Below are 12,421 nucleotides of genomic sequence, written 5' to 3'. Positions count from 1 at the left end.
AAAGCAATCATTGAAAACGATAATCAGGCAATGATCTCGCGCAGGAACCAGGCGCGCTGTTCGGCCTGATCGGTCCAGTCGTCGATGATGCCGTCGGTGGCATTGTCACCGGCCTCACCGGCCAGTTCCTTGGTCGCCTTGAGCGTCGCGACATAGGCGGAATTGTCCTCGAACAGTTCCTTGACCATCGCCATCGCGTCCAGCGAGGTGTCGTCCTGATTGGCGATCGAGGTCTTGGCACCGATCGCGCCGATAGAGGTCAGCGTCTTGCCGCCCAGCTTGCGCACGCGTTCGGCAATCAGGTCGGTCAGGCCGAAGATCTCGGTCGCCTGCGTATCGAACAGCAAGTGCAGGTCATGGAACTGGGGGCCCTTGACGTGCCAGTGGAAGTTCTTGGTCTTCACGTAGAGCGCAAAAGTATCGGCCAGCAGCCCGTTCAGGCTGTCGATCAGCGCGGCCTTCGAATTGTCGTCCTTGGAAGTCATGCCTGGTTTCCTCGTTGGTCCGTCGTGGTGGAATGTAGAGTGGTGAACGTATGAAGAGAAGCCCGCTTCGAACGCGATTTCCGATCAGAGCAGTGAGAATTCCCGCAGAAACAGCACGATTGCCGCCAAGAGCAGCACGCCGCCGAGCGCTCGCCTGACCGTGCGCAGTCCCTTGAAGTCCAGCGCCTGCGGGCAGGCCCAGGCGAGCCCGGCCAGAACCGCGCCGCCGAGCGCCCCGCCCGCGCCCGCCGCATAAGGCGCGGCAAGGCCGACGCCGAGGCCGAAGACGAGGAACCGTGCTGCATCGGTCAGTTGCTGTGCGAAGACCACCAGCGCCAGCGCGCCCAGCGAGTTCGTGGGCTCCTTCGGGTCACGCCGGGGGACGAGCAACATGAGTTCGGCGCCCGCCAAAGCCAAAGCCATCCCCGCGAAGATCGCGCGCGCCGGAGGCGGAAGCTGTAGGAGCAACACGCTCGCCGCCCATGCCGCGATGGCCGCCGTCAGCACCGCGCAGGCCAATGCGACCATAAGGACGCCGGGCCGCGCGCCCTGCCGCCGGGCGAGCCCCGCCACGGTCACCTGATCGCGCGCACCAAATCCGGCAAGCAGCACCGCGATCCATGTCAGATAAAACGCGGGCATCGACTCGGCGTCCGTAAAATTCCTGCAATCTCACGGTCACTTACGGGAAGCGGGCGAGAATGTCCCGCCCCATGACCGGGCATCAACTCTTGCCGTCGTCGGCCCGCGCGATCAGCGCGTCGAGCGAGGCCCGGCCCTGCCGCAGTTCAGGCAGGATCTTGCCCAGTTCCGCGCGCGTGATTCGCTTGCCCCCGTCGCTGTCCACCGCCTGCGCCTCGACCAGTCGGTGCAACGCCTCCACCAGCGCGAGGATCGGGTCGACGCCGATCACCCGCTCCGGCAAAGCCACCGCCCGCACTTGCGCCAGCGCAAGGCACCGGTCGATGGCACCGGGACCGAAACCCCGCTCTATCGCCAGCAGGAGGATGGGATCGAGGCTGGTCGCTTCCGACTTCGCATTGCGGATCGTGCCGGGCGAACATCCGAGTTGATCGGCCAATTGCCGGTCGTTCAGCCCCTGCCCTTTCTGAATGCTCCGGATAATCGCCGAAACGGCCTTGCGATACTCGTCGCTGGTGGGCGGACCGGATCGGCTAGCAGTCATGCGAGGGTTTCCTGGAGTTTTCGGGGCAAGGACGCGAATACAGCACGTTGTGCCGATTTATGTGAATCTCTCCAAGACGTTGTCGATGAATCTGGCCTATTGGGACGACGATATGAGATTCAGCCGACGTAACTTCATCGTCGCCGCGACGGCATTTGCGGCGAGTTCCTCGACTGCGGTCAGCGCAATATCCGCCTCAACCCTCGGTTCAGGCGGCTTTCCTGTGCCCGGTTCGCCCCCTCCCGGCTCTTTGCCGATGGGTCCGGCGACAATAGGCGGGGTGGCGCCAACCGTCCCCGCCGCGCCCCGCACGATTCCCGAACTCCATCCCGCGATGGCGCCCGGGCTCTACGCCGCCGCCCTGTCCGCGCTCGACCGGCATTCCGGTCGCGCTCAGCGCGACCGCATCGGTATTGTCGACTTCGCGGTATCCTCATCGGATCCGCGGCTTCATCTTATCGACCTTGCCAACGGGACGGCCGCGTCGCTGCACGTCGCGCACGGCAGCGGCTCGGACCCGGGGCACACCGGCTGGCTCCAGCGTTTCTCGAACAGTCCCGGTTCTAACGCCACCAGCGAGGGTGCGTTCCTGACCGGCGATTATTATTTCGGCCACCATGGCCGCTCGCAGCGGCTGATCGGGCTCGACCAGACCAATGACAACGCGCTGGAACGCGCCATCGTCATCCATGGGGCCTGGTATGCCGAGCCGACGATGATCGGCGCGCACGGCAAGCTCGGCCGCAGCCAGGGCTGCCTTGCGGTGGGGGACAGCCTGCTCAACCAGGCCTTCAACCACCTCGGCACCGGCCGGCTGATCTACGCTGCCAAGATGGCGTGAACGGCCCGGACTGAAGTCCCCGAAGATTTTACCGGCTCACTCTCGGGCGGAAAATGCCGCGCGATAACCGTCGACCGGACGCCCCACGGCCTCGGCACGTCTCATATTCCTTTTCTCTACTATATTAGTTGAGATAAGATGCTGTCGCCCCGGGACGTAAACCGAGTCGACCGGTTGCATCGCTATCGCGGAGATACGTGATGAACGATCACAGATGGGCTAGATCGACCCCGCGCGGCAATGTGCCTAGCCTCGCCATGCCACGCGATGGGCGGCCGACATGGCGGCGGCCGGATATCCAGGCCGACAACGACGATGTGTTCGCAACCGCCCACAACCTTGGCCAACGGCGCGGCCGGCGACTGGGCGCGTTGATCTGCCTGTTCGTGCCGCTGGTGTTCTGGGGCGCGCTGGCTGTCTTCGCCTTGGCGCAATCACTGTAGGCCGACCTCAAAACGCCGAGAACGAGGCGCCTGTCGGGCGCGCAGCAGGCAATCCCCACTCCGACAAGCGTACCCACACACCGCAGATCAGTCCGCGCCAAACAAGTCGCGAGAGAAAACCTTGTCCATCACGTCTTCGATTTCGCCGGTCATGCGATTGGCGATAATGACGTCGACATCGCGCTTGAACGCATCGAGATCCCGCACGACTTTGGAATTGTAGAATTCTTCCTCAGTCATCGCCGGTTCGTAGATCACGACCTCAATGCCCTTGGCCTTGATGCGCTTCATGATGCCCTGGATCGAAGACTGGCGGAAATTGTCCGATCCCGCCTTCATAACCAACCGGAAAACGCCGACCTTCTTCGGCTTCCGAGCGATGATCTGGTCAGCCAGGAAGTCCTTCCGGGTGCGATTGGCATCCACGATCGCGCGAATGAGGTTCTGCGGAACCTCCGAATAATTCGCCAGCAGCTGCTTGGTATCCTTCGGAAGGCAGTACCCGCCGTAGCCGAAGCTGGGATTGTTGTAGTGCATGCCGATACGCGGATCGAGGCCGACGCCCTGGATGATCTGGCGCGTGTCCATGCCGCCCGCGATGGCGTAGCTGTCCAGCTCGTTGAAAAACGCCACCCGCATGGCGAGGTAGGTGTTGGCGAACAGCTTGATCGCCTCGGCCTCGCGGGTGTCCGTGAAGAGGACTTCAACGTCCTTCTTCTCCGCCCCGCCAAGGAGCAGATCGGCGAAAATGCGCGCACGTTCAGAGCGTTCGCCCACGATGATGCGGGACGGGTAAAGGTTGTCGTGCAGGGCACGCCCTTCGCGGAGAAACTCGGGGCTGAAAATCACCTGATCGGTCCGATAGCGCTCACGCACATCATCGACGAAGCCGACCGGGATGGTGGATTTGACCACGATGGTCGCAGTAGGGTTCAGCTTTGCCGCGCTCTGGATCACCACTTCGACCGACGATGTGTCGAACTTGTTCGTGTCCGCATCGTAATTGGTGGGTGTGGCGACAATGACGTAGTCCGCGCCCTTCAGAGCCTCCGCCTGATCCAGCGTGGCCGTGAGGTTGAGCGACCTTTCCGCAAGGAACGTCTCAAGCTCCGGATCCGCGATCGGGGATTTTCTGGCAGCGAGCATCGCCACCCGTTCCGCCGAAATATCGACGGCAAAGACCTCATTATGCTGCGCCAGCAACACGGCGTTGGAGAGACCAACATAACCAAGGCCAAAAACCGCGATCTTCATGTAGGTCACTCACGTTATCAGTGTATTCAATCACGGGAAAGCGCGCGCCAAGGCCGCCCGCAGCCCGGGATCATGTGTTCTATTGAGGGCCCGGCCGGCCACGTCAACGAGATAGTGCTGCAACTGCACATTCCGGGATAAACCGAAGATTTTCAGCAGTCGAAGCGAAAAACCGGCATGTCCGGCACTACAAGACGTCCGCCGCTGGCGCCATACCGGACGAAGGAACCCTCCCCCATCCGGTGGAAAATGCGCGCGCGCTTACTTCTGGCAGGCGACGATGGCGTCGATGACGTTGAGCGTATCGGCCGGATCGCGCACACAGATGGTATCCAGACCCATGGTCTTGGCCGGGTAGTCGTTACCGCCCGGGAAGATGGCATCGCCGATGAACAGCATCTCCGCATGGGTGAAACTGCCGCGCTCGGACAGACGCTGAAGGCCCCAGGCCTTGTCGACGCCAGGCTGCGTCACATCGACCGAGGTCGCCCCGCCGAGATTGACCGAAACGCCGGGCAGGCGTGCCATGAGGTCGGCCTGGATCACCTTGCGCTTGGCGAAATTCGGGTCCCAGACTTCCTTGGCTTCGAGCGGCGCCTGCTGTCCCAGCGCCGAGAACGTGATTTGGCTGCCGCGATCCTCGATCCGCTCGCCCCAGGTTTCCTCGGGCGTGAAGCCGGTGGCGGCCAGCGCTGCGTCGAAAGCGTCGAGGATCTCGCGCTTCTGCTGATCGGTGAAAAGCTCGGCATAGACCGGGTTCCAGGCACCGTCGCCGTGAACGTAGAGCTTGGCCCCGCTAGTCGGCATCAGCCACAGGCGCTTGCGGTCGGCATGGGCCGGGAGACGGCTTGCCACCTGCTTGTCGAACTGCGGCCAGTCGCCGCCGGAGATCACGGCGACATCGGTGACCTGAAGCAGCCGGGCCATCGCCTCGGCCATCTCGTCGGTGAGCGGCTGCTTGCTCTTGGCCAGCGTACCGTCGAGATCGAAGGCAACGAGTTTCTTCATTTCCGGTCTGTCCCTGTAATTCGGAGCACTTGGCGGAGCCATCTGGTGCGCGCACCTGCCACCGGACGCATGACTTGAAAATCCCCTTTGCGCCGAATCCGTGGCAATCGGGGGACAATTGGCGTCTTACTGATTCACGGCGCCGGAAAGCTTGCCGACTTTCTGCACGCCTTCAACGGTGGTGACGAGCACCTCGTTCCCGTCAATCACGACGACCACGTTCGACAGCCCGATCACCGAGACACGCGGCCCGTCGCTGTCGACCAGCACATTGGTACAGTCGACCAGTTCGGCATCGCCCGCACCGCGCACCGAATTGCCGCTGCCGTCACGGTCGAGCGCGTCGTGCAGCGCCTGCCAGTTGCCGATGTCCGACCAGTCCATGTCGGCAGGCACCATGGCGGCGCGACTGGTGTTCTCCATTACCGCATAGTCGACCGAATCGCTCTCGACGTCCGCGAAAGTGGCGGCATCGGGATGGAAGCGGTGGCCGTCCGCCGCGCCCTTCTCGACCGCTTCGCGGACCTTGGCGGCGATCTCGGGCCGGTGTGCGGCGAGTTCGGCCATGAAGTCGCCCACGCGGAAGGCGAAGATGCCGCCGTTCCAGGCGTAGTTGCCGTCCTCAAGGAAGGCCTGCGCACGGGCGAGGTCGGGCTTCTCGACGAACTGGGCGGTGCGGAAACCGGACGTGCCTTCGATGGGCTCGCCGCGCTTCAGGTAGCCGAAGCCGGTCTCGGGCCGGGTCGCCTCGATGCCGAAGGAGACCAGCCAGCCTTCGGTAGCCAGCGCCGCCGCCGCGCAGGCGACATCGGCGAAGACCTCGGGACGGCCGATATGGTGGTCGCTCGGGCAGACCAGCATCACCGCGTCCTCGGGCAGGCGGCAGGCGGCCAGCGCGATGGCGGCCGCAGTGTTACGCGCGGCAGGCTCGACGATCACGGTCGCCCCCGGCGCGCCGGCCAGCTGCGCCTCGACATGTTCGAGGTGCTTGGCGCCCGTCACCACCACCGGCGCGGCAAAGCCCTGCGCCGCCGGACAGCGCGCGAGGCTTGCCTCGAACAGCGTGGTCTCGCCCACCAGCGGCAGGAACGGCTTGGGACGGTCGGCACGGCTGCGCGGCCACAGCCGCGTACCGTTGCCGCCGCAGAGAATGACCGGAACTATCTGGGGCATGGGGCGTGATGTACTCGATGAAGGCCGCGTCACGGGCCACTGGTGATACCGGGTGAGTAACGTGTTGCAACCGCGATTTGCTCCCGGCGGCGCGGCCTGTCGCACGCAGCTGTAAGCGGAACCTATTCGGTGCCGGTGCGTTGCCCCCACCATGCCTTTATCCGCGCCGAATTCTGCGCCCATTTTCTCAAACCGCCTTCGTTGCGCCACGGCTTTTCAAGGGGTGGCCATTGCCGCTGCGAAGTGAGAGACTGCCGCCAATGACCAGCCCGAGCGAACGCGTTCCTCCGGCGGACCATGGCGAGATCCGGCGCGATCTCCCGCCGCCGCCGCCCTTGCGTTTCGCGCGCATCGGCGCACCGCCGCCCTCGCTCTTTCTCGATTTCGACGGCACGCTGGTAGAGATCGCCGACCATCCGGACGACGTGGTGGTGGCGACCACCCTGCCCAGCCTGATCGCACGGATTGCCGACGCCCTCGATGGACGGCTCGCGCTGGTGACGGGACGCTCGATCGCGTCGATAGAAGCGCTGGTGGGCCCGCTTGAGGTGGCCGTTGCCGGATCGCACGGCGGCGAATTCCGCCCCGCCGGGCAGCACGAGCCCCTGGCGCTCGCCGCCCCGCTCCCGCCGCTGGTGGTCGACCGGCTCACCGCCTTCGCACAGGACAACGGCGGCCTGCTGGTCGAACCCAAGCCCCACAGCATCGCCGTCCACTATCGCCGCCATCCCGAGGCGCTCGAACCGCTGCTCGCCTGCGCGGGCGCGCTGGGCGACGAGCTTGGCCTTGCCCTCAAGCACGGCAAGCAAGTCATCGAACTCGCCATGCCGGGATCGGACAAGGGCAGCGCGGTCGCCCGGTTCATGGGAACGCCGCCTTTCGCAGGCTCGCAGGCATTGTTCGTGGGCGACGATGTGACCGACGAAGACGCATTCGCCGCCGTTATCCGCCTTGGCGGCCACGGTGTGCTGGTGGGTCCGATGCGCGCAACGGCGGCGACATGGCGCCTCGACACCGTCGGCGCCGTCCATCGCTGGCTCGAAGAGGCCCTTGGGGCCACAAGGCAGGAGAATGTCCCGGCATGAGCGCGCTTGAACTCTGGCCCATCGGCAATTGTCAGGTCTCCGGCCTTATCGATACATCGGGCGCGCTGGTCTGGGGCTGCGTGCCGCGCGTGGACGGCGATCCCACGTTCTGTGCCCTCCTGCGCGGCGAAACCGGGCAGGACGCCGGCACCTGGCGCTTCGAGCTGGAGAACCAGGCCACCGTCCACCAGGGCTACTTGCGTAACACCCCGATCCTCGTCACCCGGCTTGAGGATGCGACCGGCGGCGCGGTCGACGTGATCGATTTCTGCCCCCGCCACGAACGCATGGGGCGGATGTACCGGCCGGTCGCCTATGCGCGCATCGTCCGCCCGGTCAGCGGATCGCCGCGCATCCGCTGCTTGCTGACGCCGATGAGCGGCTACGGAGCGCAAATGGCCGCCACGACGCGCGGTTCCAACCACATCCGCTACCTTGTCGAGCGCAATACCATGCGTCTCACCACCGATGCCCCGATCGGCTACGTGCAGGACGAGCGCTATTTCCGCCTCGAAACCCCGCTGCATTTCTTCCTCGGCCCCGACGAGCCCTTCGACGGCGATGTCGAGCACCGGCTGGAATCGATGCTGCGCCATACCAGCGACTACTGGCGGCTGTGGGTGCGCGGGCTCGCCACCCCGCTCGACTGGCAGGACGCGGTGATCCGCGCGGCGATCACCCTCAAGCTCTGCCAGCATGAGGATACCGGCGCGATCGTCGCCGCGCTGACCACCTCGATTCCCGAAGCGCCCGGCAGCCAGCGCAACTGGGACTATCGCTACTGCTGGATCCGCGATGCCTATTACACCGTACAGGCGCTGAACGATCTGGGCGCGCTGGACGTGCTGGAAAAGTACCTCGGCTACTTGCGCAATATCATCGACGATGCCGAAGGCGGCGCGATCCAGCCGCTCTATGCGGTCAGCGGCGCGCGCGAGATCATCGAGTGGGAAGCGCCGGACCTACCCGGCTATCGCGGCATGGGCCCGGTGCGCGTGGGCAATGCCGCCTACTATCAGGTGCAGAACGACTGTTACGGCCAGATCGTCCTGCCGGCGATCCAGGCTTTCTCCGACCAGCGCCTGTTGCGGATGGCCTCGGCAGACGATTTCGCCAGCCTCGAACAAGTCGGCGAACTGGCCTGGAAGACCCACGACCAGCCCGACGCGGGCCTGTGGGAACTGCGCACACGCACCGCGGTCCATACCTATTCTACCGTGATGAGCTGGGCCGCCTGCGACCGCCTTGCCAATGCCGCCGAGCATCTGGGCCTGCACGAGCGTGCGGACTTGTGGCGGGAGCGCGCAGAAACCGTGCGCCGGAACATCGACGAGCAGAGCTGGCACACGATCGAAGGGCCCGATTTCGACGATGGCGGCGCCGGCGGCCACTATGCCGCCACCTTCGGCGGGGACCAGCTCGACGCCAGCCTGTTGCAGATGGTCGAACTGCGCTTCGTCGCGGCCGACGATCCCCGGTTCAAGGCAACGCTGGCCGCCGTGCAGAAGGCCCTGCGGCGCGGCGAGCACATGCTGCGCTACGATAGCGAGGACGATTTCGGCCTGCCCGAAACCGCCTTCAATATCTGCACCTTCTGGCTGATCGAGGCGCTCCACCGGTCCGGGCAGGACGAGGAGGCACGACGCCTGTTCGAGGCGATGCTGGCCCATCGGACCCGGTCCGGCCTGCTGTCCGAAGACATGGATTTCGAGACCGGCGAGCTGTGGGGGAACTTTCCGCAGACCTATTCGCTGGTCGGTATCATCAACTGCGCCGGGCAACTGTCCCGGTCGTGGCGGGACTGGCGCTAACGCCCGTTCCACAAGAGCGCGTCAGGAGGCGCGCTACTGGGGATAATGCAATGAGTAGTAGATTGATCGTCATTTCGAACCGGGTCTCGGTGCCCAAGGCGGCGGGTGCCGCTGGGGCACAAGGGGGACTTGCGGTGGCGCTCAATGCCGCGCTGCTGGAACATGGCGGCATCTGGTTCGGCTGGTCCGGCCAGGAGACCGACGAATTCACCGGCCACCTCGACATGCAGCGCAACGACGGGATCACCACGGCCACGATCGACCTCGAACCGCAGGACATCGACGAATACTACAACGGCTATGCCAACCGCACGCTCTGGCCGCTGTTCCACTACCGGATCGACCTGACCGAGTACGACCGCAATTTCGGCGAAGGCTACGAGCGTGTGAACGAGCGCTTCGCCGATGCCGTGCTGCCGCTGATCGAGGGCGAGGACCTTGTCTGGGTCCATGACTACCATCTGCTGCCGCTGGGCTCGATGCTGCGGCAGAAGGGTGTGAAGAACCGGATGGGCCTGTTCCTCCACACGCCCTGGCCGCCGACGCGGCTGCTGGTCTCGCTGCCGCTGCACGAGCGGCTGGTGGCCTCGATGCTGGAATTCGACGTGATCGGCTTCCAGACCTCCGAGTGGCTCGAAAGCTTCCTGCACTATGTCCAGAAAGAGATGGGCCTGAAGGTCAATCCCGACAATTCGATCGACTATCAGGGCCGCCGCGTGGTCGCCCGCGCCTTCCCGATCGGCATCGATTTCGACGAATTCGTCGAGGGCGCCGCCGGTCCCGAGGCGCGCGACGCGCACGACCGTCTCAAGCAGAGCGTGCGCGGGCGCAAGATCCTGATCGGCGTCGACCGGCTCGATTACTCGAAGGGCCTGGGCGAGCGGATGGAAGCCTTCGGCCGCTTCCTGGCCGATAATCCCGAACAGGCGGGCAGCGCGGTGCTGCTCCAGATCGCGCCGCCGTCACGCGGGGATGTCGCCAGCTACCAGATGATCCGCGAGGATCTGGAGCGCAAGACCGGCCACCTCAACGGCGCCTATGCGGACGTCGCCTTCGTGCCGATCCGCTACGTCAACCGTGGCTATCCGCGCGAGCAACTTGCCGGGTTCTACCGCGCCGCCGACATCGGTCTCGTGACGCCGCTGCGCGACGGCATGAACCTTGTCGCCAAGGAATATATCGCCGCGCAGGATCCCGAGAATCCCGGTGTGCTGATCCTTTCGCAATTCGCCGGGGCGGCGCATCAGTTGAAGGATGCGCTGCTGGTCAACCCGCACTCGATCGAGCATGTCAGCGAGGCTATCAAGCGCGCGCTCGAAATGCCGCTCGATGAACGCCGCGAACGGCACCGGAAATTGCTCGCTTCCGTGCGCGATCACGATGTGCGCCGCTGGCGGCAGGATTTCGTGAGCGCCCTATTCGGCGATGAGGCCCCGCCCCTGCTGGACGATGCTTCTCCCGAAGATTCCAGCGAACCACAGGACCAGACGGCGTAGGAACCGACCGTCGCAGGCCCGGCACGGGTCCACCGGGAAAATTCGTGGTACCGCCAAAACATCCCTCGCCTGCAACCAATCTGACCACTAAGTTGGATATCGAGAGGGTGTGGACGACGGGAATCGGGCCATCGGCAAGATGCCCGGACGTTCTATAGTACACTGGAAAGCCCGAAGAAGCGGGCGACATGGTGAGATGATGGGCCAAGTTCTTTACGGCGAATGCGTTCGCTCCGGCGAGACGACGATCGTGCGCATATCGGAACTAGCCAGCCGCAGCTGCGCGGTTGAAACCGATTTGCCGGTTGTCGACATGGAAGGCGACCTGAGCCTGTGGATCGGTGCGATAGGCCCGCTCGCAGCCAGGGCGACGCGCCGGGATGACACCAATCTGGCCGTCCACTTCGTGCAGCCGCTCGACGCCCAGATCCTGCACCATTTCTCCCGCTCCTGACCGATCCCGGTCAGAGCGGGCTTGGTCAGAGCGGCCGGACGGTAACCGAGCGGATTGAACCTTCGCCGCGACCGGTCATGAGCGTCAGTTGCTGCGAGGTGCAGTCCTGCGCGGGAACGGTGAATTCGTTCGCCGCCGAATGCAGATCCAGATCGGCAAGGGTGCCCCCCTCGCCAGTCGGAGCGAAGCAGGTAACCCTGAGCACGAGCGGCCGGAAACCCGCCTCACCCTTGGCATCGGCGTCGATCGTGACCGCATAACCACCTGCCGGAAAAGCCGCGTTGCGCGTGGCGATCGGACCACGTGCCGCATTCCGGTTGGTGTAGCGGATTGCGATACCGGTGCCTTGCGAGACGAACTCCCGCTCCATGCCGTCCACTTCGGGATATTGCCAATCAAACGGGCCGGGAAGGCTGCCTTCGGCATCGCTTCTGAAGGCAAAGTCGTTCGCCTTCGTCATCCGCCCCGCCGCGCAGAGGTCCTGCCACAGGATCACCGCCGCGCCCACTCGTCCTTCGCGGACAAGGCCGGGCAACGTTGCCGAGAGCGCCGCGCAATCGACCCGCGCACCGTGACGGGCCATCGCGCCAACGGTCTGGGTCAGCGGACCGTCCGCCAACGTTTCTCCGGCCCAGGATATGAAGGCAGTGGCCCAATTCTTTTCCTGGCCAAGCTGATTTGCGAAAGCCTTGGCGCCGTCCGGTTCGGACAGAAGCTGCGCGGTCATGTCCTTCAGGCGATCATCGGTGATGCCGACGCGCCAGAGGGCGAGGCTCCGCTGGGCCGCTACGCTCCATTCCCGTGACTGAAGCGCCATGACGATCAGCATGTCCTGCGTGAACCGATTGCGCCATCCGCGCTGACCGGCCAGCAGCAACGATTGGACAGCGCCGTTCTCGTCGCCCTTTTGCAACTGCCCGTAGGCCAGCAGGGCGAGTCCGTCCGAAGGCACGGGACTGCGGCGTATCAGTTCGCGCGACAGTGCCACACCGGCCGCACTGTCATGGCGATCGTAGGCATCGTCAATCAGCGGTTGCAGCGCGAAGTACCGGAACGGCTCCGGAACCCGGGACGCCACGGCGCTGTCTTGCCGCGCCTCCCGGTCGAGCTGGAGCCCCGTGACCAGGACCGCGGCGATCGCAAACCCTGCGAACCAGGCAGTCTTTCCGATCGCCGCCATCATGG

General features: G+C 64.8%; 13 protein-coding genes. 6 read left to right on the top strand and 7 right to left on the bottom strand.

Annotated elements, in window-relative coordinates:
- Positions 1-23: 23 nt before the first annotated feature.
- From AC1VVK_RS13360 to AC1VVK_RS13350, 3 genes are all read right to left on the bottom strand, one after another.
- Positions 24-485, bottom strand: a complete 462-nt coding sequence (locus AC1VVK_RS13360; protein WP_132388949.1) for a Dps family protein — start codon at positions 483-485, stop codon at positions 24-26.
- Between the two features lie 84 nt (positions 486-569).
- Complete coding sequence (locus tag AC1VVK_RS13355; protein WP_482903371.1) at positions 570-1,127, bottom strand: hypothetical protein; 558 nt, start codon at positions 1,125-1,127, stop codon at positions 570-572.
- An 82-nt stretch (positions 1,128-1,209) separates the two neighbouring features.
- Complete coding sequence (locus AC1VVK_RS13350; protein WP_482903370.1) at positions 1,210-1,671, bottom strand: XRE family transcriptional regulator; 462 nt, start codon at positions 1,669-1,671, stop codon at positions 1,210-1,212.
- Between the two features lie 280 nt (positions 1,672-1,951).
- On the opposite strand from AC1VVK_RS13350, the gene AC1VVK_RS13345 reads away from it, so the two are divergent.
- Both AC1VVK_RS13345 and AC1VVK_RS13340 read left to right on the top strand, forming a co-directional pair.
- Positions 1,952-2,512, top strand: a complete 561-nt coding sequence (locus AC1VVK_RS13345) for a murein L,D-transpeptidase catalytic domain family protein (protein WP_482903369.1) — start codon at positions 1,952-1,954, stop codon at positions 2,510-2,512.
- 200 nt (positions 2,513-2,712) lie between these two features.
- Entirely contained in the window at positions 2,713-2,955 is a 243-nt protein-coding gene (locus tag AC1VVK_RS13340; protein WP_482903368.1) for a hypothetical protein, read from the top strand.
- Positions 2,956-3,042: 87 nt separating this feature from the next.
- Here AC1VVK_RS13340 and AC1VVK_RS13335 read toward each other — a convergent pair whose 3' ends face one another.
- From AC1VVK_RS13335 to AC1VVK_RS13325, 3 genes are all read right to left on the bottom strand, one after another.
- Positions 3,043-4,209 (bottom strand): nucleotide sugar dehydrogenase, encoded by a 1,167-nt coding sequence (locus tag AC1VVK_RS13335; protein WP_482903367.1) that lies wholly within the window; start codon positions 4,207-4,209, stop codon positions 3,043-3,045.
- Positions 4,210-4,470: 261 nt separating this feature from the next.
- Positions 4,471-5,217 (bottom strand): HAD-IIB family hydrolase, encoded by a 747-nt coding sequence (locus tag AC1VVK_RS13330; RefSeq protein WP_482903366.1) that lies wholly within the window; start codon positions 5,215-5,217, stop codon positions 4,471-4,473.
- Between the two features lie 126 nt (positions 5,218-5,343).
- Positions 5,344-6,390, bottom strand: a complete 1,047-nt coding sequence (locus AC1VVK_RS13325; RefSeq protein WP_482903365.1) for a mannose-1-phosphate guanylyltransferase — start codon at positions 6,388-6,390, stop codon at positions 5,344-5,346.
- 260 nt (positions 6,391-6,650) lie between these two features.
- On the opposite strand from AC1VVK_RS13325, the gene otsB reads away from it, so the two are divergent.
- The 4 genes from otsB (at position 6,651) to AC1VVK_RS13305 (ending at position 11,236) form a co-directional block, all read left to right on the top strand.
- Positions 6,651-7,475: a trehalose-phosphatase gene (gene otsB / locus AC1VVK_RS13320; protein WP_482903364.1), complete on the top strand. Its 825-nt coding sequence runs from the start codon at positions 6,651-6,653 to the stop codon at positions 7,473-7,475.
- Positions 7,472-9,286 (top strand): glycoside hydrolase family 15 protein, encoded by a 1,815-nt coding sequence (locus AC1VVK_RS13315; RefSeq protein ID WP_482903363.1) that lies wholly within the window; start codon positions 7,472-7,474, stop codon positions 9,284-9,286. Before otsB ends, AC1VVK_RS13315 begins: the two co-directional genes overlap by 4 nt.
- Positions 9,287-9,336: 50 nt before the next feature.
- Positions 9,337-10,782, top strand: coding sequence for an alpha,alpha-trehalose-phosphate synthase (UDP-forming) (otsA, locus tag AC1VVK_RS13310; RefSeq protein ID WP_482903362.1), 1,446 nt, complete (start codon positions 9,337-9,339; stop codon positions 10,780-10,782).
- A 196-nt stretch (positions 10,783-10,978) separates the two neighbouring features.
- Positions 10,979-11,236, top strand: coding sequence for a hypothetical protein (locus tag AC1VVK_RS13305; protein WP_482903361.1), 258 nt, complete (start codon positions 10,979-10,981; stop codon positions 11,234-11,236).
- Between the two features lie 25 nt (positions 11,237-11,261).
- Here the strand turns inward: AC1VVK_RS13305 and AC1VVK_RS13300 are convergent, their stop codons facing one another.
- Complete coding sequence (locus tag AC1VVK_RS13300) at positions 11,262-12,419, bottom strand: hypothetical protein (RefSeq protein WP_482903360.1); 1,158 nt, start codon at positions 12,417-12,419, stop codon at positions 11,262-11,264.
- Positions 12,420-12,421: the final 2 nt, after the last annotated feature.

Source organism: Novosphingobium sp. BL-S-32 (assembly GCF_056857055.1).
The sequence above is the reverse complement of the archived record's forward strand: the minus strand, read 5'-3'. Positions and strand labels throughout refer to the sequence as shown.